Source organism: Cupriavidus sp. 09_S30 (assembly GCF_056930435.1).
Genome location: NZ_JBXOWI010000001.1, coordinates 2,813,837 through 2,839,442 on the forward strand (window position 1 = coordinate 2,813,837; position 25,606 = coordinate 2,839,442).

A 25,606-nucleotide genomic window follows, 5' to 3' on the forward strand; every position below is an offset into this window, starting at 1 on the left:
GCAAGCGGCGAGAGCCCAATTGACGGGACGCCCGGCCCGGAGGCAGGACCATCCCTGAAGCGGCGCAGCCGGTCTCCGGTGGTGCCGGAGTCGGGAGGCCAGTGGCAGCGCAAATATGAAGCTTCCGACGCGCCGCCGGATCAATCGGCCATTGCGGCAGGGGTGGCGCAAATCGCCTTAACCCTTGTATTACGCAGCAACGGATGGGAAAGAGGTGTCTATTGTACAGAACTTCATCGATTTTGTCACTTCCGGAGGTATCCGACCGCGATCGCCCCCGCTTCCACCCGCATCGCGGAGACCGCAGGAACACCCGCCAGCCCAGCCCTGGCAAGGGACGCCGGCGATCCGCCGGCGTTGCAATGTCAGACGCAAATCGCCAGAAATGATGCCGCAGATAGAACAATGTTTTGCTCTCGCACCCTCTACCGCCGCCGCGCCCAACCTTTACATTGTGTGGGTAGACAAAGCGGGGCGGCGGCGCGCAGCGCACCGCCGCCCACCGTCACCAAACAGGAGAACCGACATGCAAACCCGCAACAGCTTTCCCACCGTTCCGGCCAGCGGCGAAGAGACCGTGCAGCGCTCGCGCGCGATCGACCGGGTGGTGCGCGGCATCCCCACCTCGGACGGCGACGGCGTCAAGCTGACGCGCGTGCTGACGCACAATCTGCAGCGCCGGCTGGACCCGTTCCTGATGCTCGACGCCTTCGGCTCGGACAGCAAGGACGACTATATCGGCGGCTTCCCCGCCCACCCGCACCGCGGCTTCGAGACCATCACCTATATGCTGGCCGGCCGCATGCGCCATCGCGACAGCGCGGGCAACGAGGGCCTGCTGGAGAACGGCGGCGCGCAATGGATGGTGGCCGGCGCGGGCGTCGTGCACTCGGAGATGCCCGAGCAGGAAGACGGCCGCATGGAAGGCTTCCAGCTCTGGCTGAACCTGCCCGCCAGCGACAAGATGGCCAAGCCCTGGTACCGCGACCTGCCGGCCGCGGCCATCCCCGGTGTGGCCCTGCCCAATGGCGCGACCGTGCGCGTGCTGGCGGGCGCCTCCCACGGCGTGGCCGGCGCGGTCAGCCGGCCGGCGACGGAGCCCGTCTACCTCGACGTGCACCTGCCGGCCGGCCAGCGCTTCACGCAGGCGCTGCCCGCCGGGCACAACGCTTTCGTTTATGTCTACGCCGGCGAGGTCACGGTGGGCGATGGCGATGACGCCGCGGTGCTGGAAGCCCAGCGCATGGGCATCCTGGGCAATGCCCCCGATGCAGACGGTGTGGTGATCCGCGCCAGCCAGGATGCCGCCTTCCTGGTGATCGCCGGCCGCCCGCTGGGCGAGCCCATCGTGCAATACGGGCCGTTCGTGATGAACACCCAGGAACAGATCCACGAAGCCCTGGCCGATTACCGCGACGGCCGCTTCGCCCAGATCCCGGCCACGGCCGGCGCCTGACGCCTTTCACTGGTCCGCGCCGCGGACCAGTGGCGCTGCCCGGGCCATCGCCGCCATCGGCGTTGGCCCGGGCTTTCTTTTTTGCGCGGACCGGCCCCGCCCATGCCCGCCATCCTGTGTGCCGCGCAGCCGGCGCCCGCCCCCGCCACCCGACGCTCCGCCGGCATGCGACTTGCAACCCGCCTGCATCCGTTGCGGCGCTTGACATCGGCTTGGAAACAACAGGCCGAAGCCCCGCCCGCTTATATAATCCGAGCAAAATAACAGGCATCACGAAGCGATGATGAATGCTGCAATGCGTCGCCGCCATGCTGCGCTCGCACTGCCGCCGTTCTTGCCAGACCCACACGTTGCTGCCAACACGAAACGAGACGCCTCAGTGACACAACCCAACACCCCAAGGCTGGCGCTTGCCCATATCAGCAAGCGCTACCCCGGCGTGATCGCCAACGATGACGTCAGCCTCAGCGTCGCGCCCGGCGAGATCCACGCCGTACTCGGCGAGAACGGCGCCGGCAAGTCCACCCTGATGAAGATCATCTTCGGCGCAGTCAAGCCCGACGCCGGCGAGATGCACTTCAATGGCGCCCACGCCGCCATTTCCGGCCCGCACGACGCCCGCAACCTGGGCATCGCCATGGTGTTCCAGCACTTTTCCCTGTTCGACACGCTGACCGTGGCCGAGAACATCGCGCTGGGTCTGCCGGCCGGCAGCCGCGGCACCGGCATGAAGCAGCTCGCCGACCAGATCCGCACCACGGCGGAGCGCTACGGCCTGCCGCTGGAGCCGAACCGGCACGTCCACACCTTGTCGGTCGGCGAGCGCCAGCGCGTGGAGATCGTGCGCGCCCTGCTGGCCAAGCCGCAGCTCCTGATCCTGGACGAGCCCACCTCGGTGCTGACGCCGCAGGCCGTGGAGTCACTCTTCGTCACGCTGCGGCAGCTCTCCGACGAGGGCACCAGCATCCTCTACATCAGCCACAAGCTCGACGAGATCCGCGCGCTGTGCCATCACGCCACTGTGATGCGCATGGGCAAGGTGACCGGCGTGTGCGACCCGCGCCACGAAACCGCGGCCTCGCTGTCGCGCCTGATGATCGGTGGCGAGCCGCCGCGCGAGGCGAGAGTCACCACCGAACGCGGCCCACTGCGGCTGACCGTGCGCAGCCTGTCGCTGCCGCGCGCCCATGGCTTCGCCACCGAGTTGGAGGGCATCGCGCTGGACGTGCATGCGGGAGAGATCGTCGGCATCGCCGGCGTGTCGGGCAACGGCCAGCAGGAACTGCTGGGCGCGCTGTCGGGCGAGGACACCCGCGCCGACAATGGGGCCGTGGCGCTGGAAGGCAAGCCGGTCGGCAAGCTCGACGCGCGCGCGCGCCGACGCGCCGGCCTGTCCTTCGTGCCGGAAGAACGGCTCGGCCGCGGCGCCGTGCCGGACATGAGCCTGGCGGCCAATACACTGCTGTCGCACCAGACGCCGCCCTATGTGCGCAACGGGCTGGTCTCGCCCAAGGCGGCGGCCGGCCTGGCCGCCGCCATCATCAGCCGCTTCCGCGTCAAGGCGGGCGGGCCGCAGGCGCTGGCCAAGAGCCTGTCCGGCGGCAACCTGCAGAAGTTCATCGTCGGCCGCGAGATCGAAAGCGGCCCGAAGGTGCTGATCGTGGCCCAGCCTACCTGGGGCGTCGACGTCGGCGCCGCGGCCCAGATCCACAATGAGATCCTGGCCCTGAAGGCGACCGGCTGCGCGATCCTGGTGGTGTCCGAGGAACTGGACGAGCTGTTCGCCATCTGCGACCGGCTGCATGTGATCGCCAAGGGCAGGCTGTCGCCCTCGCTTCCCACCGAGCACGCCACGCGCGAGCAGGTGGGCCTGTGGATGAGCGGCCTGTGGGAAGGCGGGCCGGCGAGCCGGCACGAAGCGGAGGAGGCGCTGCACCATGGCTGAGCTGCTGCCCTTCTCGCTGGCGCCGCGCGGCAAACCGTCGCGCGGCATGGCCTACGCCTCACCCTTCTTCGCGCTGCTGCTGACCCTGGTCTTCGGCGCCCTGCTCTTCACGCTGCTGGGCAAGGACCCCGCGGCCGCGCTCAAGGTCTTCCTGGTCGATCCGGTCAAGGACAAGCGCGCCATCGGCGAGGTGCTGCTCAAGACGGTGCCGCTGGTGCTGTGCGCGCTCGGCCTGTCCGTCTGCTACCGCGCCAATGTCTGGAACATCGGCGCCGACGGGCAGCTGATCGTCGGCGGCATCTTCGCCGGCGCGACCGTGCTCCACTTCGATGTGCCGGGCCACACCATCAATGGCACCGTGGTGCTGCTGCTGGCTTCACTGGCCGGGGTCGTTGGCGGCATGCTGTGGGCAGCCATCACGGCCGCGCTGCGTGACCGCTTCAATGCCAACGAGATCCTGGTCTCGCTGATGCTGACCTATATCGCGCAGCAGTTGATGCTGTACATGGTCAACGGCCCACTGAAGGATCCCAACGGCATGAACTTCCCGCAGTCCCAGGTGTTCTCGCCCGAGTTCCTGCTGCCCAACCTGCTGCCGGGCTCGCGCCTGCATGCGGGCTTCGCGGTGATGCTGGTGCTGGTGGTGCTGATGACCGTGTTCATCTTCCGCAGCTTCGCCGGCTACCGGCTGCAGGTCGGCGGCACGGCGCCGCTGGCGGCGCGCTATGCCGGCTTCTCGGCACGGCGTTCGCTGTGGAACGCGCTGATGGTGTCGGGCGCCACGGCGGGACTGGCCGGCGCCTTCGAGGTGACCGGCCCGATCGGCCAGCTGCTGCCGTCGATCTCGCCGGGCTACGGCTTCACCGCCATCATCGTGGCCTTCGTCGGCCGCCTGCATCCGGTGGGCGCGGTCTTCGGCGGCATCGTGATGTCGCTCTTCTACATCGGCGGCGAGATGGCGCAATCGCGCCTCGGGCTGCCGTCGGCCATCGGCTGGGTCTTCCAGGGCATGCTGCTGTTCTTCCTGCTCGCCTGCGACACGCTGATCGAGAACCGCCTGCGCTGGCGCACCCGGACCGCCTGAACCCGATCCATGGAACAACTCGCTCCCCTCATCGCCACCGCCATCAATGCGGGCACGCCGCTCTTGCTCGCGGCGCTCGGGCTGCTGATCAATGAACGCTCCGGCGTGCTCAACCTCGGTGCCGAAGGCATGATGCTGGTTGCCGCCGCGATCGGCTTCATGGTCGGCTACCAGACGCAGTCGCCGATGCTCGGCTTCCTGGCCGGCGCCTGCGCCGGCATGCTGATGGCCACGCTGTTTTCCTGGCTTGCCCTGGTGCTGGCCACCAACCAGGTCGCCACCGGCCTGGCGCTGTCGATCTTCGGCACCGGCCTGTCGGCCTTCATGGGCCAGCGCTTCGTCGGCCATGCCATGCCGGCGCAGGCCAAGTCCATCCCCGGCCTGGCCGACCTGCCCTTCTTCGGCCCGGCCTTCTTCCAGCAGCACTGGATGGTCTACTTCAGCGTGCTGCTGTGCTTCGCCATCATGTGGTTCCTGTTCCGCACGCGGGCCGGGCTGGTGCTGCGCGCGGTAGGCGAGTCGCCCGAGTCGGCGCATGCGCTGGGCTATCCGGTGCGCCTGATCCGCTTCGGCGCGCTGCTGTTCGGTGGCGCCTGCTGCGGCCTGGCCGGCGCCTACCTGTCGCTGGTCTACACGCCCATGTGGGTGGAAAACCTGGTGGCCGGGCGCGGCTGGATCGCGCTGGCGCTGACCACCTTCGCCACCTGGCGGCCGGGGCGCGTGCTGGTCGGCGCCTGGCTGTTCGGCGGCGTCACCATCCTGCAGTTCTACCTGCAGAGCATCGGCATCTCGGTGCCATCGCAGATCCTGTCGATGCTGCCGTACGCCGCCACCATCGTGGTGCTGGCGGTGATCTCGCGCAACCCGGCGTGGATCCGGCTGAACATGCCGGCCTCGCTGGGCCGCCCCTTCCGTCCGGGCAGTGCATGAGCCGCGCGCCCGTACTATGAGCAAGGCACTATTGCTTACACAACACTGATATCAACAGGAGAAATCATGATCGTGACACGCAGGAAGACCCTGGCGGCGCTGGCCGCCACCGCGCTGCTGGCCCTGGCCGGCTGCGGCAAGAAGGAAGCCGAAAAGCCGGCCGAGACTGCGGCCCCGGCCTCCGCACCAGCCGCCGAGCAGAAGGCCGAGCCGCTCAAGGTCGCCTTCGTGTATATCGGGCCGGTGGGCGACGCCGGCTGGACCTTTGCCCACGACGTCGGCCGCAAGGCAGTGGAAGAAAAATACGGCGACAAGGTCAAGACGACCTACGTGGAGAACGTCCCCGAGTCGGCCGCCGACGCAGAGCGCGTGTTCCGCGACCTGGCCAGCCAGGGCAACAAGGTCATCTTCGGCACCAGCTTCGGCTTCATGGAGCCGATGCTGAAGGTGGCCAAGGAATTCCCGGACGTGAAGTTCGAGCACGCCACCGGCTTCAAGACCGCCCCCAACCTGGCCCAGTACGATGTGCGCACCTATGAGGGCGCCTACCTGGCCGGCGTGGTCGCCGGCAAGATGAGCAAGACGGGCAAGATGGGCGTGGTCGCCTCGGTGCCCATCCCCGAGGTGATCCGCAATATCAACTCCTTCACGCTGGGCGCGCGCAGCGTCAACCCGAAGGCGACCGTCAAGGTGGTCTGGGTCAACAAGTGGTTCGATCCGGGCAAGGAGCGCGAGGCAGCCACCACCCTGATCGGCCAGGGCGTCGACATGCTGATGCAGAACACAGACTCGGCCGCCGTGGTCCAGACCGCGCAGGAAAAGGGCGTGCACGCCTTCGGCTGGGACAGCGACATGAGCAAGTTCGGCGCCAAGGCCCACCTGGCCGCCTCGGTGATCTCCTGGGGCGTCTACTACAACAAGGTGGTCGGCGACGTGCTCGACAACAAGTGGACGAACGGCACCAGCTGGTGGGGCCTGAAGGAAGGCATGATCGACCTGAAGGACTTCAACCCCGACGTGCCGGAAGACGTCAAGGCGCTGGTGGCAGAGCGCAAGAAGGGCATCGTCGATGGCACCGCGCCGATCTGGAAGGGTCCGCTGAAGGACAATACCGGCAAGGAGCAGCTGGCCAAGGACCAGGTGGCCGACGACGCTTTCCTGCATGGCATCAAGTTCTACGTCGAAGGCGTGGAAGGCAACATCCCGGGCTGATCGCCGGCTTCTGCCGCGGCGCGCAGGGGGTGCCCGGCGCGCCACGGGAACTTGATAACGCCGCCTGCGGACCAAGATAGTCTGCAGGCGGCGTTTTTCCTTGGCTTGGCCGCCTTCGTTTGTGAAGGAGCCATCTCCTATGTGGAAGCGATTCTCCGTACTGCTGTCCTTGGTGCGGCGCGACGGGCGCTTGCTGTGGTATGCGCTGCGCCATCCGGATGCGCCTGCCTGGCTGCGCCCTGCCACGCTCGGACTGGTGCTCTACGCGATCTCGCCGATCGACCTGATTCCCGATTTTATTGTCGGGCTGGGGCAGGTCGATGACGTTGTGCTGATTTCGCTGGCTATCCACTTTATGGTCAAGCGCTTGCCGCCGCATGTGTTGCGGGAGGTGGAGGCGCGTGCGGGGGCTACGACTGTGCGGGCGCGATAGCTGGTGTTTGATGGATTGATTGTTTTTTGGCCTTGGTCGGGCCTAAGCTGGGCGTCGCTGGTTGTTTAGGGCAAAGGCCTGTTTCGACTCCCCCTGCGGGGGAGCCGACTGTGGTGGTCAAGTAATCTTGGACACTTTTTCAGGCAGCCCTTCGTTTGAAAGCCTCGTACTCGGCCGGCGGCATGTTCATCGCCGCCGAGTGCAATCGCTGCTGGTTGTAGAAGAACAGCACGTAGTCCGTGATGTCCGCCTGGGCCTGAGCATGGTCGCGGTAGGCCCGGTCCCGTATGCGTTCGCCCTTCAGTGAGCAGAAAAACCGCTCCACCACTGCGTTATCCCAGCAGTTGCCGGCTCGGCTCATGCTGGGGGTAATGCCCTCGTCGTGCAGCATCGCCTGGAATGCGAGACTGGAGTACTGACTGCCCTGATCCGAGTGGAACATGAGCCCTTTGTCGGGGCGTCGGCTCTCCAGCGCCAGCCTCAGCGCCCGACTCACCAGGCGCGTGTCAGCCGAAGACGAAAAGGCCCAGCCCACCACGCGCCGTGAGTACAGGTCAATCACAACGGCAAGGTAGAGCCAGCCTTGCTGGGTCCAGATAAATGTCACATCCCCAGCCCAGACCCGATTGGGCCGAGCCACCTCGAACTGGCGATTGAGCCGGTTTGGCGCGATGGCCGACGATGTGCCGCCCTTGCTGTAGTAATGCCGGCGCCGAGCGCGTACGACGACCTCGGCTTCCTTCATCAGCCCGCGCGCCCGGTGCCGGCCGATGTCGTGGCCGCGTCGCCGCAGCTCCTGCGCCATCCGACGACTACCGTAGCTTTGCCCGCTGGCTTGATGGATCACCCTGACCTCGTGCACCAGCGCCTGACGCTGGGCACGCGGTCGATCCCTTCTGGCCTTCCACGCGTAGTAGCTGCTACGCGGCATTCCCAGCAGCGTGCACATCACTGCGACCGGCCACGCCTTCTCCATCAGCCAAATCACTTCGTATGGCGATCGAGTTCCTTGACGAAGAAGGCCGTGGACTTTTTTAGGATGTCACGCTCCCGCTCCAACTGCGCCACCTGCTGCTCCAACTCCCGGATGCGGCGCTGCTCCGGGGTCAGATCACTCGTGACCTGGCTCTGCGCCGGTTTGGCCTTGGCTTGCCGCTGGCCCAGCCAGCGGCGCAGTGCCGTCTCGCCAATGCCTAGCGCCTGCGCGGCCTTACTGACGCTGTAGCCCTGCTCCAAGACCAGATTGACCGCATCTGACTTGAACTCGTCCGAGAAATCTTTACGTCCCATTTACACCTCACTGGTTGACCGAAAGTCTACCTTTTGAGGTGTCCAAGATCATTGGACCACTACAGACTCACTTTCTTTGTCTCGCCAAAGAAAGTAAGCAAAGAAAGGCGACCCGGGTGCAGCGAAACCCCCTCGCGAATTTGCCCCGGCCGCCGCGCCCGTCCGAACTCGCGGCCTGCGGCCGCTCAAACAGCGGACGGGCTTCATCGGCGGCCGGGGCAAATTCGCGAGGCGCCGCACACGGGAGGGAACGACCAAACCATTGGTTTGACAGTCACCTTCGCTAACTGGATGTGGCATCGCATGCCGACTCATTGTGTTCGGCCAGCAAGCTGGCCGAACACCTGCCACCCGATGCGAAGCGAGGCGTGGCGTCTTTACCCTGCCGTATGCGGCGCCTCGCGGGCTGGCGAAAAGAGCGGAAAAGAGGGCCCCCTGTCTGAGGATCGCCTTAAGGCGATCCGAGTTGGGGCCCGGCCGCTCTTTTCGCCAGCCCGCGAGGGGTCTTTGAGCCGCATCCGGCGCGCCTTCTTTGCCTACTTTCTTGGCAAGACAAGAAAGTAGGTCGGCTCCCCGCAGGGGAGTCGAAACAGGCCGTTGGCCCAAACAACCAACAGCGCCAATATCAGCGCCCGGGCATCAGATCATCAGCTGAGCAACTCACGCCCACGGCAACAAAACCGTCGACCCCGTCGTCCTCCGCCCCTCCAGATCCCGATGCGCCTGCGCCACGTCAGACAACGCATAGCGCTGCCGCACATCGATCTTCACCTTGCCCGACCCCACCACATCGAACAACTCGGCGGCCATCGGCTCCAGCAGCTCCCGATGCACCACATAGGTCATCAGCGTGGGACGAGTCAAACGCAGAGAGCCCTTGTTGCCCAGCACCGAGATATCGACCGGCGGCACCGGCCCCGAGGCATTGCCGAAGCTGACCATGGTGCCGCGCGGCGCCAGGCAGTCCAGCGAGCCGTTGAAGGTGTCCTTGCCGATGGAGTCGTAGACGACGGGCACGCCCTTGCCGCCCGTGATCTCCTTGACACGATCGACAAAGGATTCACGCGTATAGATGATCGTATGGTCGCAGCCGTGCGCCCTTGCCAGCGCCGCCTTTTCGTCGCTGCCGACGGTGCCGATCACGGTGGCGCCCAGGGCCTTGAGCCACTGGCAGGCAATCAGGCCGACGCCGCCGGCCGCGGCATGGAACAGCACCGTGTCGCCAGGCTGCACGCGGTAGCTGTCGCGCAGCAGGTATTGCGACGTCAGGCCCTGCAGCATCATGGCCGCGCCCTGCTCGAAGGAAATCGACTCCGGCAGCCTGACCACGATGTCGGCGGGCATCACGCGCACCTGCGCATAGGCACCGGTCGGGCGGCCGGCGTAGGCCACGCGGTCGCCTGCCTTGAGATGGCCGACGCCCTCGCCGACCGCCTCGACCACGCCGGCGCCCTCCATGCCCAGGCCCGCCGGTAGCGCCTGCTTGTACAGGCCCGTGCGGAAATAGACGTCGATGTAGTTCAGGCCGACCGCTTCATGGCGCACGCGTACCTCGCCGGGGCCGGGTTCGCCCACCTCCACGTCGACCCACTGCATTACCTCCGGCCCACCGGTTTCGTTGATGCGGATGGCTTTGCTCATGACTGTTCTCCTCGTTTGCGTGATGTGGGTAGTCCGCTGTCCGCGGGCGACCGCAAGTTCAGAAGCTGCTCAGGCTGCCTGCTCGTCCCGCACATGCTGCCGACACAGCTCCGCGATCAGCAGGTCCGCGGTGGCCACATTGGTGGCGCAAGGCACGTTGTGCACGTCGCAGGCGCGCACCAGCGCGTTGATATCGGGTTCGTGCGGCTGCGGCGTCATCGGGTCGCGCAGGAAGAACACGGCCGCGACCTTGCCTTCGGCCAGCCGCGCGCCGATCTGCAGGTCGCCGCCCCAGGGACCGGACAGCATGCGCGTCACGTCCAGCCCGAGTTCGTCGGCCAGGCGGCCGCCGGTGGTGCCGGTGGCCACCAGCTCGCACTGGGCCAGGAAGTCGCGGTGACGGTGGGCGAAGGCAACGATGTCGTCCTTCTTGTGGTCGTGCGCGATCAGTGCAATGCAGGGGCGGGTCATCTCATTTCCCAATGATGTTGGATTCCATGGGGTCCCGCGGCTTGCAGGGCCCCCGGCGCCGGTTCAGAAGGTGCCAGGATAGGCGCCGCCGTCGAGCAGGATATTCTGCGCGGTGATATAGGCTGCCTGGCGGCTGCACAGGAAGGCACAGGCGGCGCCGAACTCGGCCGGCTCGCCGAAGCGGCGCGTGGGGTTCAGCGCGGCGCGCTTCTGCGCCACCTCCTCCACCGTCAGCCCCGCCTTCTTCGCGCCGCCTTCCATGGTCTTGAAAAGGCGGTCGGTATTGAACGGGCCGGGCAGCAGGTTGTTGATGGTGACGCCGTACTGCGCCACGTCGCGCGCCACGCCGGCGACGAAGCCGGTCAGGCCCGAGCGCGCGCCGTTGGACAGGCCGAGCACGTCGATCGGCGCCTTGACGGCACCGCTGGTGATATTGATGATGCGGCCCCACTTGCGCGCGATCATGCCGTCGACAGTCGCCTTGATCAGCTCGATCGGGGTCAGCATGTTGGCGTCCAGCGCGGCCAGCCAGTCGTTGCGGTCCCAGTCGCGGAAATTGCCCGGCGGCGGGCCGCCGGCGTTATTGACGAGGATGTCGAGGTCGCCCAGCTTGGCCGCCGCGTCCAGCGCGGCCTTGCGGCCTTCCGGCGTGGTGATGTCGGTGGCCACGGCCAACACGCGGCGGCCATGCCGCGCGCGCAGGTCGGCCGCGGCTTTTTCCAGCGCCTCGGCGCCGCGTGCCACGATCACCACGTCCACGCCCTCGGCCGCCAGCGCATCGGCGCAGGCGAAGCCGAGGCCCTTGCTGGCGCCGCACACCAGTGCATGCTTACCACGCAGTCCGAGATCCATCTCACTCTCCTTGTCTTGTTTGTATCGGGGTTGCCGTCGCGTGGCTGCTTACGCCTTGCGCGCCGACAGAAGGTACATGCCGCCCAGCACCAGCGCGCTGCCCGCGAGCTGTGCGCCGCTGATCGGCTCGCCCAGCAGCCAGTATCCCAGCAGCAAGGTGGAAACCGGGCCGATCATGCCTGCCTGCGAGGCCATCGGCGCGCCGATGCGCGCGACCGCCACCATTGTCAGCGAGACCGGCAGCACCGTGCAGAAGACCGCGTTGACCGCGGACAGCCACATCACGGGGGCCGGCTGCAGCAGTTCGGCCAGCGCGCGGCCCAGCACCAGGTACTGGATGATGCAGCACGCGGTGGAAACGCACATGGCGTAGGCGACCAGGCGCAGCGAGCCGACGCGCCGCACCAGTTCGCCGCTGGCGATCAGGTACACGGAATAGGTGATGGCGCTGCCCAGCACCAGCCCGCCGCCCAGCCAGACGCCGCTGCCGCTCACATCCAGGTCATGCGCGAAGACCAGCACGATGCCGGCATAGGCCAGCAGCAGCGAGACCCACTGCCGCGGCGAGATCGGGCGCTTGAACAGCAAGGCGGTGGCGAGCAGGACGAAGGACGGCGTCAGGAACAGGATCAGCCGCTCCAGCCCGGCGGTGATGTACTGCAGGCCGAGGAAATCCAGGAAGCTGGACAGGTAGTAGCCGATAAAGCCCAGGAACACCACGCGCCCCCGGTCGGCCCAGGACAGCGCAGGCAGGCGGCGCGATTGCCACCAGCCGATCGCCATGAACAACGGTACCGCGAACAGCATGCGCAGGGTGATCACCATCACGGCGTCGACCTGGTAGCGGTACATCAGCTTGGCAACGATCGCCTTGGCGGAAAACAGCACCGCACCGACGGCGGCAATGGCCAGCCCGCTGCGCGTAGGCGAGGACATCTCGGCTGGCAGGGACAGGGTTTTCGGGGATGCGGGCACGGCAAGAATGGCTTCGCCGCCGCGCCGGACGGCGGGCGGTCGTGGGTGAGCGGAGCGCGATACAGGCGACGCGACGATTGTATGCGAAAAGCGCTGCCGGCATCGGCCGCGCCCCGGGACCCGCGAGGCCGCTGGCAGGCCTGGCGCTTCTGCCTTAAGCTGTGCGCCCCGCCCCGCAGCGGGGCCCGCCCAATGACAAACAATACGAAGGAGAAACTCCCCCATGACAACGCCGATCGAGACCCCGGCCACCCCGGCCACCTCGTTCCCGTCGGCTCAAGCCGACACCCGCTCGGCGCGGCGCCGCCGCCTGCTGGCCGGCGCGCTTGCCGGCACCTGCGCGGCCGGGCTGGCCATCCTGTCCGCGCCCGCGCTGGCGGGCAGCGACTACCCGAGCAAGCCCATCCGCTTCATCGTGCCTTACGCGGCCGGCGGCACCACCGACCTGGTGGCCCGCACCGTGGGCGAGAAGGTTGCACAGAAGCTCGGCCAACCGGTGGTGGTGGAGAACCGCCCCGGCGCGGGCGGCAACATCGGCATGGGTGTGGTGGCCAAGGCCGCGCCCGACGGCTACACCATCGGCTTCGGGGCCATCTCCACCAATGCGCTGAACCCGCACATCTACCGCCACGTGCCCTTCGACCCGCGCAAGGACTTCACCGCCATCAGCCTGCTGGGCAACTCGACCATCGTGCTGGAGGTCAGCCCTGCCCTGCCGGCCAAGACCGTGCCTGAACTGATCGCCTACGCCAAGTTGCACCCCGGGCTGACCTACGCCACTGCCGGCGCCGGCACGTCGATGCACCTGGCCGGGGCAATGTTCTCGCAGATGACGCAGACCGGCCTGGTCCACGTACCGTACAAGGGCAGCAGCCCCGCCATCAACGACATGCTGGGCGGCCACGTGCAGGTGATGTTCGACAACCTGCCGGCCTCGCTGCCCCACATCCAGGCTGGCAAGCTGCGCGCACTGGCGGTGGCGGGCAAGAGCCGCGCGCCGTCGCTGCCCAATGTGCCGACGCTGGCCGAGGCCGGCCTGCCCGGCTACGCGGTCGACCCCTGGTTCGGCGTCTATGGCCCGGCCGGCATGCCGCCCGCAGTGGTGCAGGCGCTCAATACCGCCTTCGTCGAGGCGCTGGCCCGGCCCGACGTGCGCGAAAAGCTCGGCGTGGCCGGCTTCAGCCCGAAGGGATCGAGCGCAGCCGAGCTGCAGGCCCTGACGCTGTCGGAATATGAACGCTTCGGCAAGGTGGCGCGCAGCGCCAGCATCACCGTCGACTGACAGGTTTCGGCAGGCGCGGCGCGGCGGGGGCGCCACGTGCCGGCCGCCGCGCCGGCCGGCCCCGACGCGACCGGCCCAGCTTCCTTTACAATCGCGCCAATCCCGCCGAGGCAGCCCGTGCCGCCGCGGCCCCCCCTGCACGCTGCCCTCTCCCGCTAGCCGCCATGAAGCAAGACCCGCGATTCCCCAACCTGTTCATCCTCGACCACCCGCTGATCCAGCACAAGCTCTCGCATATGCGCGACAAGGAGACCTCCACGCGCACCTTCCGCGAGCTGCTGCGCGAGATCACGCTGTTGATGGGCTATGAGATCACCCGCGACCTGCCGCTGACCACCCGCCATATCGAGACGCCGCTGGTCGGCCTGGACGCACCCGTGATCGCCGGCAAGAAGCTGACCATCGTGCCCGTGCTGCGCGCGGGCGTCGGCATGAGCGACGGACTGGTAGAGCTGATCCCGTCGGCGCGCATCGGCCATATCGGCGTCTATCGCGACGAGCAGCACCGTCCGGTGGAATACCTGGTGCGCCTGCCTGACGTGGAAGACCGCAGCTTCATCCTGTGCGACCCGATGGTGGCCACGGGCTATTCCGCCGCGCATGCGGTGGACGTGCTCAAGCGCCGCGGCGTCAAGGACGAGGCCATCACCTTTGTCGCGCTGGTGGCCGCCCCCGAAGGCGTCGAGGTCTTCCAGAAAGCGCATCCCGGCGTGAAGCTGTTCGTGGCCTCGCTCGACAGCCGCCTGGACGAGCATGCCTACATCGTGCCCGGCCTGGGCGATGCCGGCGACCGGCTGTTCGGCACCAAGAACTGACGCGCGCGGCCGCCCGGCCGCCAGCACGGGCGCTGCGCGCGCCCGCCCGTCTGCAGCGGGCTTGACGGGCCTCAAGGCCCGCCGCCCGCACATGCCCCTACACTCGTGTCTGAATCTCAGCCGTCCGGCGCGTGATCGGCGTCGACGGCGATGCGTTCCTGGCGGAACGCAGCAGGTCCCAGCCGCCCCCTTACGGCAGTGCGTAGACTACGGAGACGAGCCATGGCTGCAATCAAGATCCTGTTCACCACCGATGTCGGCCTGATGAGCCTGGGCGTGATCGCCTTCATCGTCGGCATGGGCATCTTCTTCACAAGGCTGTTCCGCAAGAAGATGCGCGAGGACGCGGCACGCGCCCAGGCAGCCGGGCAGATCACGGGCCGCTGAAGCAATGGGCCGGCCGCCGTGCCCGGCGTCGGCTGCCCTACTTCTTCTTGCCCGAGCCGAGCAGGCTCCCCAGCACGCCGCGGATCAGCTCGCGCCCGACCTGCGAGCCGACGGTGCGTGCCGCCGACTTGGCCATCGACTCCAGGATGGAGTCACCGCGCCCGCTCTTGCCGGTGCCGCGCGTCAGGCCGCCGAGAATCTCGCCCGCCTGCTCGAGCCAGCCACCCGCCGCGCTGCCTTCGGCCGGCGTATCCGTGCTAGCCGGCGCGGGCGCGCCGTTGCCCGCCGGGGCTGCCACGCGGCCCTTCAGCTTTTCATAGGCTGATTCGCGGTCGATGGCCTGCTCGTAGGCACCGGCCACCAGCGAGGTGGCCATCAGTTGCTTGCGCTCGTCGTCGGTGATGGGTCCGATGCGGCTGCCGGGCGCCAGCACCCAGGCGCGCTCGGTCACGCCCGGGGTGCCCTTGGCATCCAGCAGCGAGACCAGGGCCTCGCCCACGCCCAGCTCACCGATTGCCTTCTCCAGGTCCAGCCCGGGGTTGGCACGCATGGTGGTGGCCGCCACCTTGACCGCTTTCTGGTCGCGCGGAGTGAAGGCGCGCAGCGCGTGCTGCACGCGGTTGCCCAACTGCCCGAGCACGGTGTCGGGGATGTCGGCCGGATTCTGCGTGACGAAGTACACGCCCACGCCCTTGGAGCGGATCAGCCGCACCACTTGCTCGATCTTGTCGAGCAGGGCCTTGGGCGCGTCATTGAACAGCAGGTGGGCCTCGTCGAAGAAGAACACCAGCTTGGGCTTGTCCAGGTCGCCCGCCTCGGGCAGCTTCTCGAACAATTCCGACAGCATCCACAGCAGGAAGGTAGCGTACAGCTTGGGCGAGTTCAGCAGCCGGTCCGCCGCCAGGATGTTGACCACACCCTGGCCCTTGTCGGTCTGGATGAGGTCTTCGAGGTTCAGCATCGGCTCGCCGAAGAAGACATCGGCGCCCTGCGATTCCAGCGCCATCAGGCCGCGTTGGATCGCGCCGATCGAGGCGGCCGAGATATTGCCGTACTCGGTGGTGAACTGGCCCGCTTTGTCGCCCACGTACTGCAGCATCGCGCGCAGGTCCTTGGCGTCGAGCAGCAGCAGTCCGTTGGCATCGGCGATGCGGAAGACCAGGTTGAGCACGCCCTGCTGGGTATCGTTCAACTCGAGCATGCGCGACAGCAGCAGCGGCCCCATGTGCGAGATGGTGGCGCGGACCGGGTGCCCCTTCTGCCCGAATACGTCCCACAGCGTGGCCGGGCAGGCGCCCCAGGCCGGCTCCGGCAACTGCAGTTCCTGCAGGCGCGCCTTGAGCTTGTCGGATGGCTGTCCGGGCTGGGAGATGCCGGCGAGGTCGCCCTTGACATCGGCCAGGAAGACCGGCACACCCAGGCGCGAGAAGCCCTGGGCCAGCGTCTGCAGGGTCACTGTCTTGCCGGTGCCGGTGGCGCCGGTGATCAATCCGTGGCGGTTGCCCATCTGGGGCAACAGGGCCAGCTCGTGCTGGGCATTCTTGGCAAGGACGATGGGTTCTGCCATGGCGTGTCTCGTTCCGGTGGCGCACGGCGCGGGCGGGCGCGCTGCCCCCGGCGCCGGCGGGGGCGCGTGATAAAATGCAGGGTTGATTATAGCCAGCAGCAAGGCACAACAATTACATGGTGCGCCCGCCGTGTCCGATCCCATCGGCACGGCGGGCGCGCCCGGTACACCCGGCGGCGGCAGACACCTGCGCGCCGCCCCAGCATTCCGCCTCGGAGAGAATCATGGCCGGTCATTCAAAATGGGCCAATATCAAGCACAAAAAAGCCGCAGCTGACGCCAAGCGCGGCAAGATCTGGACTCGCCTGATCAAGGAAATCACGGTTGCCGCCAAGCTCGGCGGCGGCGATGCGGACTCCAACCCGCGCCTGCGCCTGGCCATGGACAAGGCCACCGATGCCAACATGCCCAAGGACAACATCCAGCGCGCCATCCAGCGCGGGGTGGGCGGACTGGAAGGCGTCAACTACGAAGAAATCCGCTACGAAGGCTACGGCCTGGCCGGCGCAGCCATCATCGTCGACTGTCTGACCGACAACCGCACCCGTACGGTGGCCGAGGTGCGCCATGCCTTCTCCAAGCACGGCGGCAACATGGGCACGGAAGGCTCGGTGGCCTTCATGTTCACCCACTGCGGCCAGTTCCTGTTCGCACCGGGCACGCCCGAGGACCAGCTGATGGATGCCGCCCTCGAGGCCGGCGCCGACGACGTGGTGACCAATGACGACGGCTCCATCGAAGTGGTCTGCCCGCCCAACGACTTCGCCGCGGTCAAGGCCGCGCTGGAGGCGGCCGGCTTCAAGGCCGAGGTGGCGGACGTGGTGATGAAGCCGCAGAACGAAGTCAGCTTCAGCGGCGACGACGCAGTCAAGATGCAGAAGCTGCTCGACGCGATCGAAGGTCTCGACGACGTGCAGGAAGTCTTCACCAACGCGGTCATCGAAGACTAAGCGAGCATCGCGCAATCCGGCGGCGGAGCCAACGGCGCAAGCGCCGGCTCCGCCCTTTCAGCGCCCCCTCGGCTCCGTCGCGGCATCGCGCGGGCGCATCTTTTCTGGCAGTGGATCATGAAAGTATTGGTTGTCGGCTCGGGCGGCCGTGAACACGCGTTGGCCTGGAAACTGGCCCAGTCCCCCAAGGTGCAGGTCGTCTACGTGGCGCCCGGCAACGGCGGCACGGCGCTCGACAAGCGGCTGCAGAACGTGCCGCTGACCGACCCCGAAGTGCTGGCCGCATTCGCCGAGCGCGAGGGCGTGCAGTTCACCGTGGTCGGCCCCGAGGCGCCGCTGGCCGCAGGCATCGTCGACATCTTCCGCGCCAAGGGCCTGCCCATCTTCGGGCCGACCCGCGCCGCGGCCCAGCTCGAGTCGTCCAAGGACTTCGCCAAGGCCTTCATGCAGCGCCACGGCATCCCGACCGCGGCCTACCAGACCTTCTCCGACGCGGCGCAGGCTCACGCCTACATCGACGCGCAGGGCGCCCCCATCGTGATCAAGGCCGACGGCCTGGCCGCCGGCAAGGGCGTGGTGGTGGCGATGACGCTGGAAGAGGCCCACACCGCCGTCGACATGATGCTGGCCGACAACAAGCTCGGCGATGCCGGCGCCCGCGTGGTGATCGAAGAGTTCCTCGCAGGCGAGGAAGCCAGCTTCATCGTGATGGTGGACGGTAAGAACGTGCTGGCACTGGCCACCAGCCAGGACCACAAGCGCCTGCTGGACGGCGACGCCGGCCCCAATACCGGCGGCATGGGCGCCTACTCGCCGGCGCCGGTGGTGACGCCCGCGCTGCACGCGCGCGCGCTGCGCGAGATCATCCTGCCCACCGTGCGCGGCATGGAAAAGGACGGCATTCCGTACACCGGCTTCCTGTACGCGGGCCTGATGATCGACAAGGACGGCAACCTGAAGACGCTGGAATTCAACTGCCGCATGGGCGATCCGGAAACCCAGCCGATCCTGGCGCGCCTGAAGACGGACCTGGTCGATGTGCTCGACCATGCCGTCTCCGGCAAGCTGGACAGCATCGAGCTGGACTGGGACCGCCGCACCGCGCTGGGCGTGGTGATGGCCGCCCACGGCTACCCGGATGCGCCGCGCAAGGGCGATGCCATCACGGGCATCCCGGCCGAGACCGATGACAGCGTGACCTTCCATGCCGGCACCACGCTCCAGGACGGCACCCTGCTGACCACGGGCGGGCGCGTGCTGTGCGTGGTGGGCCTGGCGGACACGGTCAAGGCAGCCCAGCGCGCGGCCTATGCGGCTGTCGAGCAGATCCGCTTCGATGGCATGCAGTACCGCACCGACATCGGCTACCGGGCGATCAAGCGCTGAACGCGGCCTGTCTTGCCTGTCCGGCGTGCCGGCGCCTTGCCGGCCGGCCTGCCGGTACAATCATGACTACGCCATGACTCCGGGCGGCGCGCTCCACCTGCCGCCGCCCCTCCCCGGCCCACGGGGCCCGCTTCGGGCCCCTCCGCTTCCACCGCCATGATCGACTCCCAGGCAGTCCGCGCCTACCTCCTCGGGCTGCAAGACCAAATCACCGACAGCATCGCCACCATCGACGGCGGCGCATTCCTTACCGACGCCTGGGAAAAGCCGCCCACCGAGCGCCTGCGCGGCAACGGCCGCACCCGCATCCTGGAAGGCGGCGCCGTGATGGAGCGCGCCGGCGTGGGCTTCTCCCACGTCACCGGCGATGCGCTGCCGCCCTCGGCCAGCGCGCACCGGCCGGAACTGGCCGGCCGCGGCTTCGAGGCCCTGGGCGTGTCGCTGGTCTTCCATCCGCGCAACCCGTACGTGCCCACGGTGCACATGAACGTGCGCTGCCTGCTGGCCACCAAGCCGGGCACGGAACCGGTCTGGTGGTTCGGCGGCGGCATGGACCTCACGCCCTACTACGGCGTGGCCGAGGATTGCACCCACTTCCACCGCACCTGCCGCGACGCGCTGGCGCCCTACGGGGCCGAGCTCTACCCGCGCTTCAAGCAGTGGTGCGACGACTATTTCTACCTGAAGCACCGCGGCGAAGCGCGCGGCATCGGCGGCATCTTCTTCGATGACTTCTCCGCGCTCGGCTTCGAGCGCAGCTTCGCCATGATGCGCGCGGTCGGCGATGCCTTCCTGCCCGCCTACCAGCCCATCCTGGAAGCCCGCCAACACACGCCCTACGGCGAGCGCGAGCGCGACTTCCAGGCCTACCGGCGCGGACGCTACGTGGAATTCAACCTGGTCTTCGACCGCGGCACGCATTTCGGCCTGCAATCGGGGGGCCGCGCCGAGTCGATCCTGATGTCGATGCCTCCCCAAGCGAGCTGGCGCTATGACTGGCAGCCCGAGCCGGGCAGTGCGGAAGCGGCACTCTATGCCGACTTCCTGCCTCCGCGCGACTGGGCCTGACCACAAGACCATGAACAACAAGGAAACGGGCCCTGCCCCCGCCGCCGGCAAGTCCGGCACCACGCCCTGCCCCAAGGCGGGCGAGCGTCCCTATCGCCTGGGCATCCTGGGCGGCACCTTCGATCCGCCCCATGGCGGCCACCTCGCGCTGGCGAGCCTGTGCATCGACCACCTGGCGCTGGACGAACTGGTCTGGATTCCGACGGGACAGTCCTGGCAGAAGGGTGCGGACGTGACGCCGGCTGCGCATCGGCTGGCCATGACCGAGCTGGCGGCCACCGCGCTGTCCGAGATGCCAGCCAAGGTGCGCGTCAGCCGCATGGAGGTCGACCGCTCGGGCCCCAGCTACACGATCGACACCGTGCGCCAGCTGCGCGAGCAGTATGGACCCCATGCCTCGCTGTCCTGGCTGATGGGAACCGACCAGCTGCTGCGCCTGCACACCTGGCATGGCTGGCAAGACCTCTTTGCCTATGTCCATCTGTGCACGGCAACCCGGCCCGGCTTCGACCTGGCTGCGCTGGACGGCCCGGTACGCGCCGCGCTCGACGAGCGCCAGGCCGACACCCGGCTGATACAATGCACGCCCTCCGGCCGTATGTGGATCGACCAGACGCTCGCCGTCGACCTGTCCTCCACCGGCCTGCGCCAGCGCCTGGCAGACGGGCTGCCGGCGGATGACCAACTTCCCCCGGGCGTGGCACACTACATCGCACAGCAGCGGCTCTATCGCGCCGCCTGAGCCATGACGCCCGTCCGAACGCAACCGAACTGAGCTGAACAAGAACACTCCATGGATATTCGCAAACTGCAGCGCGCCATCGTCGACGGTCTGGAAGACGTCAAGGCGCAGGACATCAAGGTGTTCGACACCAGCCACCTGACCGAGCTGTTCGACCGCGTGGTCATCGCCAGCGGCACCTCCAACCGTCAAACCAAGGCGCTGGCGGCCTCGGTGCGCGACACCGTCAAGGAGGCCGGCGGCCATATCGTCGCGGTCGAAGGCATGGAGACCGGCGAGTGGGTGCTGGTGGACTGCGGCGATGCCGTGGTGCACATCCTGCAGCCGCAACTGCGCCTCTACTACAACCTCGAGGAAATCTGGGGCGACAAGCCGGTGCGCATGAAGCTGGCCGCCGCCAAGGGCCTGGCCAAGGCCAGCGAGCCGATCGACGACGACGAGGAAGCCCCGCGCGCGCCGCGCCGCGCCAGCGGCCTGCGCCCGGCGCTGGCCCGCCTGCCCGAAGGCATGAAGGAACCGTCGCCGCCGATGGGCCACGAGGACACCGACCCGGACGCGATCGCCACCATTCGCAAGCCGGCGGCCCGCACGCGCACGACCAGCGCCGGCGGCGCCGCACCGGCCCGCAAGGCACCGGCCAAGACCGCCGCGCCGCGCAAGAGCGCAGCGGCCAAGCCGGCCACCAAGACCGCGACCCGCGCGGCCGCCAAGCCGGCCACGAAGACCGCAGGCAAGACCGCCACCAAGACTGCAGCCAAGCCGGCCGCCCGCAAGCGCACCACGCGCCAGGCTTGATGCCGGCGCCGCGCCTCTGGACCGACCCGCACCACAAACCCCAGCCATGCAGCTCGTGATCGTCGCCGTGGGCCACAAGATGCCCGGCTGGATCGAGACCGGCTTCGCCGAGTACGCCAAGCGCATGCCGCCCGAGCTGCGCATCGAGCTGCGCGAGGTCAAGCCCGAGACCCGCTCGTCCAGCAACAATGCCGCCACCGTGATGCAACGCGAGGCGGCGCGCATCGAGTCGGTGCTGGCATCGCTGCCGCGCCAGTGCCGCATCGTGGCGCTGGACGAACGCGGCCGCGACCTCAGCACCATGCAGCTCGCCGAGCAGCTCACCGGCTGGCAGCGCGAGGGTGGCGACGTCGCCTTCCTGATCGGCGGTGCCGATGGCCTGGATCCGGCGCTGAAGGCGCGCGCGCAGATGCTGCTGCGCCTGTCCAGCCTGACCATGCCGCACGGCATGGTGCGCGTGCTGCTGGCCGAGCAGCTCTACCGCGCCTGGTCGGTGACGCAGAACCATCCCTACCACCGCGCCTGAGACGCCTCCCGCGCCGCCCCGCCGCCCGCGCCAGGGCATTGCACCGCCCTGCCCGAGGGCAGGTAGAATGCGGCGCAATGCGTGCCCCAGCATCCACGCCCATCCGACCTCTGCCGTGATCCACGAAACCCTCTATCTCGCCTCGCAAAGCCCGCGCCGGCGCGAACTGCTCGACCAGCTCGGCGTGCGCCACGAACTGCTGCTCGCCGACGATGACGAAGACGCCGAGGCGCTCGAAGCCGTGCTGCCCGGCGAAACGCCGGACGACTACGTGCAACGCGTGTGCGCACTCAAGGCCGAGGCCGCCCTGCGCCGGCGCGAGCGCCGCGCGCTGCCCGAGGCGCCCATCCTGTGCGCCGACACCACGGTCTGCCGCAATGGCGAGATCCTGGGCAAGCCGGCCGACGACGCCGAGGCCGCGCGCATGCTGGCCGCACTGGCCGGTACCACCCATCGCGTGCTCACCGCTGTCACCGTCGTCTCCACGCTGGGCCTGCGCCATGCGCTGTCGATCTCAGAGGTGACCTTCCGTACGATGCACGCCGACGAGATCGCGCGCTACGTGGCGAGCGGCGAGCCGCTCGGCAAGGCCGGCGCGTATGGCATCCAGGGCCGCGCGGCGGAGTTCGTCGAGCGGATCGCCGGCAGCTATTCGGGTATCATGGGCCTGCCGCTGTTCGAGACAGCCGCGTTGCTACGGCAGGCGCAGTTGCGTTTCTGATGGGACTCCCGTCGCTGCTCGGCGATGGGAACGGGACAGTGGCAGCGGCAGTCACAACGATAAGGCCGGCCGACCGGCGACGCGACGCATCCACCATGACCGAAGACATCCTCGTCAATATCACGCCGCAAGAAACCCGGGTCGCCATCGTGCAACAGGCCGCCGTGCAGGAGCTGCACGTCGAGCGCACGCTGACGCGGGGCCTGGTCGGCAACCTCTATCTCGGCAAGGTCGTGCGCGTGCTGCCCGGCATGCAGTCCGCCTTCATCGACATCGGGCTGGAACGCGCGGCCTTCCTGCACGTGGCCGACATCTGGCACCCGCGCGACAGCGACAAGGGTAGCAACGGCACGCCGCTCGCCATCGAGAAGACCCTCTACGAAGGCCAGGCGCTGACGGTGCAGGTGATCAAGGACCCGATCGGCACCAAGGGCGCGCGCCTGTCGACCCAGGTCAGCATCGCCGGGCGCACGCTGGTCTATCTGCCGCAGGACCCGCACATCGGCATTTCCCAGCGCATCGAAGGCGAGATCGACCGCGAGGCGCTGCGCGCGCGCGTGCAGGGCCTGGTGCCCGCCGACGAGCGCGGCGGCTTCATCGTGCGCACCATTGCCGAAGAAGCCAGCGACGAGGAGCTGGGCAACGACATCGCCTACCTGCGCAAGATCTGGGCCTCGATCCGCCAGAGCGCCACCACGCTGCCCGCGCCCAGCCTGCTCTACCAGGACCTGAACCTGGCCCAGCGCGTGCTGCGCGACTTCGTCAGCGACGTCACGGGTGTGATCCAGGTCGACTCGCGCGAGAACTACCAGAAGCTGGTCGAGTTCGCCGAGGAGTACACGCCGGCGGTGTTGCCGCGGCTGTCGCACTACACCGGCGAGCGGCCCATCTTCGACCTGTACAACATCGACGCCGAGATCGAGCGCGCGATGTCGCGCCGGGTGGACCTCAAGTCGGGCGGCTACCTGATGATCGACCAGACCGAGGCGATGACGACGATCGACGTCAACACTGGCGGCTACGTGGGCGCGCGCAACTTCGACGACACGATCTTCAAGACCAATCTCGAGGCTGCGCACACCATCGCCCGCCAGCTGCGGCTGCGCAATCTCGGCGGCATCATCATCATCGACTTCATCGACATGGAGAACGGCGAGCACCGCGACGCCGTGCTCTCCGAGCTGAAGCGCGCGCTCGCGCGCGACCGCACCCGCATCACCGTCAATGGATTCTCCCAGCTCGGGCTGGTCGAGATGACGCGCAAGCGCACGCGCGAATCGCTGGCGCATATCCTGTGCGAACAGTGCCCGGTCTGCCAGGGCAAGGGCCAGGTCAAGACGCCGCGCACCGTCTGCTACGACATCCTGCGCGAAATCATGCGCGAGTCGCGCCAGTTCAATCCCCGCGAGTTCCGCATCCTCGCCTCGCAGGAAGTCATCGACCTCTTCCTCGAAGAGGAAAGCCAGCACCTGGCCATGCTCGGCGACTTCATCGGCAAGCCGATCTCTCTGCAGGTCGAGTCGACCTTCCATCAGGAACAGTACGACATCATCCTGATGTAAGGACAGGCGGGCCGCCCGCCGACCATCGCGCGCGGCCGGGGCATCCGCCGCCGCGCCGGCCTCCCCCTGGGGCAGGCCGTGCGCATGCTGACCACGGCACACTGAACCTCTCTGTCGCAAAACCGTCATAGAACGGCGGCGCATGCTTTGCGCCACCCCGTCAACCCGCCGGCCGCGCCAGCCCTGCCAGCCGCCTCCCCCCGCAACGACAACGTAATGCTGGCCCTCAACGAACTCGCCGTTCCTGGCAACACCGCACTGCTGCTCTGGCTGACAGGGCACGCGGAACACATCGACCTGGGCGTGCTGCGCGCCACCTTCGCGCTCTTCGATCCGCGCCTTTTCCCGCTGCAGGCCGCCGCCTGCGCCTGGCTGCGTGCCCGCCAGCGCGCCCACGGCGGCGCGGCGGTCGGCGGCCTGCACGATCTGTTCTTCTGCCTGCTCTGCCTTGCGCTGGCGGTCGGGCTGGTGGGCGTGACCAAGATCGCGGTCGACGCACCGCGCCCGGCGCTGCTGCTCAGCGAGCTGCTGCCGCGCCTGGCGGCCGGCGACCCCTACAGTTTCCCGAGTGGCCATGCCGCGGCGGCGGCGGCGTCCGTGTTCCTCTTGTGGCCGCTCGCCGGGGCCTGGGTCCGCACCGCGCTGGCGCTGTTGCTGGCGTGGGTGATGGCCACCCGCTGCATCGCCGGCCTGCACTTCCCGCTGGACGTGGCCATGGGTGCCGCGCTGGCGTTCGCCGCATGCGCCTGCATATCCCGTGCGCACGACTGGCTGCGCCGACGCCGCGCGCCATCGGTAAGCGCACAACCGGCAAGCACGCCACCGGCAAGCTGATCGGCACGCCGGCGGACATCGCACCGCGCACTCGGCCTTGCCCCTCTTTCCGCCTCGCCTTTTGCTGGGCTTTGGCTATAAATAACGAGCAGGGCATGGCCCGCCCCCAGCGGCGGGCGGTGGTAAGGAAGGAGCCAGTATGCGGATCTCACCGATCTTGTCTGGCCGGACGGCGGCCGGACTGCTGGCGGCGCTGCTGCTCACGGCCTGCGAGACTCCATTGCTACTACCGCCCAAGCCCGTCGTTGCAGGGGCGCCACGTGTGGCTTCGGGTCCCGGCCTGGCCGAGACGCCGGCAACGCCGATCCCATTACGCGAAATCGAACTGGCCGGCGAATGCAAGCGCACCGAGGAAGACGGCTTCCACGAGGAGGCACAGATGCGCGTGAACCACAGCGCCGTGCAAGCCTTGGTGTGGAACGTGAGAGCAGGTCGGCACGGCACCTGTCACTTCGACCTGACCCAGTTCCACCAGGTCAGGAAATCGCCCCATATCGAACTGGAAGCGGTGGATGGCAGCGCGTGCCGGCTGATGGTCTGGCAGGATCCGCGCCGCGTCACGCTGGCCTATGCGCAGTGCGAGAAGCACTGCACGCCAGGCGCCTACGAGCATGTCTGGCCGGTGCTGTTCGACCCGGCCAGCGGCAGTTGCGCTCAGATCCGCTGAAGGCGGGCTTGGGCA

25 protein-coding genes are annotated in these 25,606 nt (G+C 68.0%); 19 read left to right on the plus strand and 6 right to left on the minus strand.

The annotated features are described in order from the left end of the window. The first annotated feature begins 526 nt into the window (after positions 1 to 526). The 6 genes from AC1Z3O_RS13330 (at position 527) to AC1Z3O_RS13355 (ending at position 7,060) form a co-directional block, all read left to right on the plus strand. Positions 527 to 1,456, plus strand: a complete 930-nt coding sequence (locus AC1Z3O_RS13330; protein WP_483516190.1) for a pirin family protein — start codon at positions 527 to 529, stop codon at positions 1,454 to 1,456. Between the two features lie 280 nt (positions 1,457 to 1,736). After that, positions 1,737 to 3,401 carry an ABC transporter ATP-binding protein gene (locus tag AC1Z3O_RS13335; protein WP_483516191.1) on the plus strand — a complete coding sequence of 555 codons (1,665 nt, stop codon included), beginning with the start codon at positions 1,737 to 1,739 and terminating at the stop codon, positions 3,399 to 3,401. Further along, positions 3,394 to 4,485: an ABC transporter permease gene (locus AC1Z3O_RS13340; RefSeq protein WP_483516192.1), complete on the plus strand. Its 1,092-nt coding sequence runs from the start codon at positions 3,394 to 3,396 to the stop codon at positions 4,483 to 4,485. The genes AC1Z3O_RS13335 and AC1Z3O_RS13340 overlap by 8 nt, the downstream gene beginning before the upstream one ends. 9 nt (positions 4,486 to 4,494) lie before the next feature. Further along, entirely contained in the window at positions 4,495 to 5,415 is a 921-nt protein-coding gene (locus AC1Z3O_RS13345; RefSeq protein WP_483516193.1) for an ABC transporter permease, read from the plus strand. A 66-nt stretch (positions 5,416 to 5,481) separates the two neighbouring features. Next, on the plus strand, positions 5,482 to 6,627 hold the full coding sequence (locus AC1Z3O_RS13350; RefSeq protein ID WP_483516194.1) for a BMP family ABC transporter substrate-binding protein: 1,146 nt from the start codon (positions 5,482 to 5,484) through the stop codon (positions 6,625 to 6,627). Positions 6,628 to 6,766: 139 nt separating this feature from the next. Then, entirely contained in the window at positions 6,767 to 7,060 is a 294-nt protein-coding gene (locus AC1Z3O_RS13355) for a YkvA family protein (protein ID WP_483516195.1), read from the plus strand. 139 nt (positions 7,061 to 7,199) lie between these two features. Here the strand turns inward: AC1Z3O_RS13355 and AC1Z3O_RS13360 are convergent. From AC1Z3O_RS13360 to AC1Z3O_RS13380, 5 genes are all read right to left on the minus strand, one after another. Continuing rightward, positions 7,200 to 8,350, minus strand: a protein-coding gene (locus AC1Z3O_RS13360) for an IS3 family transposase (protein ID WP_483516196.1) whose coding sequence is annotated in 2 segments (ribosomal slippage) — positions 7,200 to 8,089 and positions 8,089 to 8,350 — 1,152 coding nt in all. Because the reading frame shifts where the segments join, the coding sequence is not laid out codon by codon here. Positions 8,351 to 9,010: 660 nt separating this feature from the next. Beyond that, the gene (locus AC1Z3O_RS13365; RefSeq protein WP_483516197.1) at positions 9,011 to 9,991 is read right to left on the minus strand and encodes a quinone oxidoreductase family protein; all 981 of its coding nucleotides are present in this window, start codon (positions 9,989 to 9,991) and stop codon (positions 9,011 to 9,013) included. Positions 9,992 to 10,060: 69 nt separating this feature from the next. Next, positions 10,061 to 10,462 (minus strand): methylglyoxal synthase, encoded by a 402-nt coding sequence (locus AC1Z3O_RS13370; RefSeq protein WP_483516198.1) that lies wholly within the window; start codon positions 10,460 to 10,462, stop codon positions 10,061 to 10,063. Positions 10,463 to 10,525: 63 nt separating this feature from the next. Continuing rightward, positions 10,526 to 11,314 (minus strand): SDR family oxidoreductase, encoded by a 789-nt coding sequence (locus AC1Z3O_RS13375; protein WP_483516199.1) that lies wholly within the window; start codon positions 11,312 to 11,314, stop codon positions 10,526 to 10,528. 48 nt (positions 11,315 to 11,362) lie between these two features. Further along, on the minus strand, positions 11,363 to 12,250 hold the full coding sequence (locus tag AC1Z3O_RS13380) for a DMT family transporter (protein WP_483516200.1): 888 nt from the start codon (positions 12,248 to 12,250) through the stop codon (positions 11,363 to 11,365). Between the two features lie 262 nt (positions 12,251 to 12,512). Here AC1Z3O_RS13380 and AC1Z3O_RS13385 point away from each other — a divergent pair, with 262 nt between their 5' ends. From AC1Z3O_RS13385 to AC1Z3O_RS13395, 3 genes are all read left to right on the plus strand, one after another. Continuing rightward, a complete protein-coding gene (locus AC1Z3O_RS13385; protein WP_483516201.1) occupies positions 12,513 to 13,571 on the plus strand; it encodes a Bug family tripartite tricarboxylate transporter substrate binding protein in 1,059 nt (352 codons plus the stop codon). A gap of 164 nt (positions 13,572 to 13,735) precedes the next feature. Beyond that, positions 13,736 to 14,386 carry a uracil phosphoribosyltransferase gene (upp, locus tag AC1Z3O_RS13390; RefSeq protein ID WP_483516202.1) on the plus strand — a complete coding sequence of 217 codons (651 nt, stop codon included), beginning with the start codon at positions 13,736 to 13,738 and terminating at the stop codon, positions 14,384 to 14,386. 222 nt (positions 14,387 to 14,608) lie between these two features. Then, positions 14,609 to 14,773: a DUF3149 domain-containing protein gene (locus tag AC1Z3O_RS13395; protein WP_483516203.1), complete on the plus strand. Its 165-nt coding sequence runs from the start codon at positions 14,609 to 14,611 to the stop codon at positions 14,771 to 14,773. Positions 14,774 to 14,810: 37 nt separating this feature from the next. On the opposite strand, the gene AC1Z3O_RS13400 is transcribed toward AC1Z3O_RS13395, so the two are convergent. After that, on the minus strand, positions 14,811 to 16,340 hold the full coding sequence (locus AC1Z3O_RS13400) for a helicase HerA-like C-terminal domain-containing protein (protein ID WP_483516204.1): 1,530 nt from the start codon (positions 16,338 to 16,340) through the stop codon (positions 14,811 to 14,813). Between the two features lie 224 nt (positions 16,341 to 16,564). Here AC1Z3O_RS13400 and AC1Z3O_RS13405 point away from each other — a divergent pair, with 224 nt between their 5' ends. From AC1Z3O_RS13405 to AC1Z3O_RS13450, 10 genes are all read left to right on the plus strand, one after another. Next, the gene (locus tag AC1Z3O_RS13405; protein ID WP_483516205.1) at positions 16,565 to 17,290 is read left to right on the plus strand and encodes a YebC/PmpR family DNA-binding transcriptional regulator; all 726 of its coding nucleotides are present in this window, start codon (positions 16,565 to 16,567) and stop codon (positions 17,288 to 17,290) included. Positions 17,291 to 17,407: 117 nt separating this feature from the next. Next, positions 17,408 to 18,676 (plus strand): phosphoribosylamine--glycine ligase, encoded by a 1,269-nt coding sequence (purD, locus tag AC1Z3O_RS13410; RefSeq protein ID WP_483516206.1) that lies wholly within the window; start codon positions 17,408 to 17,410, stop codon positions 18,674 to 18,676. Between the two features lie 156 nt (positions 18,677 to 18,832). Beyond that, the gene (hemF, locus tag AC1Z3O_RS13415) at positions 18,833 to 19,744 is read left to right on the plus strand and encodes an oxygen-dependent coproporphyrinogen oxidase (protein WP_483516207.1); all 912 of its coding nucleotides are present in this window, start codon (positions 18,833 to 18,835) and stop codon (positions 19,742 to 19,744) included. 10 nt (positions 19,745 to 19,754) lie between these two features. Then, positions 19,755 to 20,486: a nicotinate-nucleotide adenylyltransferase gene (locus AC1Z3O_RS13420; RefSeq protein ID WP_483516208.1), complete on the plus strand. Its 732-nt coding sequence runs from the start codon at positions 19,755 to 19,757 to the stop codon at positions 20,484 to 20,486. A 51-nt stretch (positions 20,487 to 20,537) separates the two neighbouring features. Next, entirely contained in the window at positions 20,538 to 21,281 is a 744-nt protein-coding gene (gene rsfS / locus AC1Z3O_RS13425; RefSeq protein WP_483516209.1) for a ribosome silencing factor, read from the plus strand. A gap of 46 nt (positions 21,282 to 21,327) precedes the next feature. Next, positions 21,328 to 21,807, plus strand: a complete 480-nt coding sequence (rlmH, locus tag AC1Z3O_RS13430) for a 23S rRNA (pseudouridine(1915)-N(3))-methyltransferase RlmH (protein WP_483516210.1) — start codon at positions 21,328 to 21,330, stop codon at positions 21,805 to 21,807. Positions 21,808 to 21,874: 67 nt separating this feature from the next. After that, the gene (locus AC1Z3O_RS13435; protein WP_483516211.1) at positions 21,875 to 22,528 is read left to right on the plus strand and encodes a Maf family protein; all 654 of its coding nucleotides are present in this window, start codon (positions 21,875 to 21,877) and stop codon (positions 22,526 to 22,528) included. A gap of 95 nt (positions 22,529 to 22,623) precedes the next feature. Beyond that, on the plus strand, positions 22,624 to 24,090 hold the full coding sequence (rng, locus tag AC1Z3O_RS13440) for a ribonuclease G (protein ID WP_483516212.1): 1,467 nt from the start codon (positions 22,624 to 22,626) through the stop codon (positions 24,088 to 24,090). Positions 24,091 to 24,306: 216 nt separating this feature from the next. Then, a complete protein-coding gene (locus tag AC1Z3O_RS13445) occupies positions 24,307 to 24,924 on the plus strand; it encodes a phosphatase PAP2 family protein (protein ID WP_483516213.1) in 618 nt (205 codons plus the stop codon). Between the two features lie 139 nt (positions 24,925 to 25,063). After that, positions 25,064 to 25,591 carry a hypothetical protein gene (locus tag AC1Z3O_RS13450; protein WP_483516214.1) on the plus strand — a complete coding sequence of 176 codons (528 nt, stop codon included), beginning with the start codon at positions 25,064 to 25,066 and terminating at the stop codon, positions 25,589 to 25,591. The last annotated feature ends 15 nt before the right edge of the window (positions 25,592 to 25,606 follow it).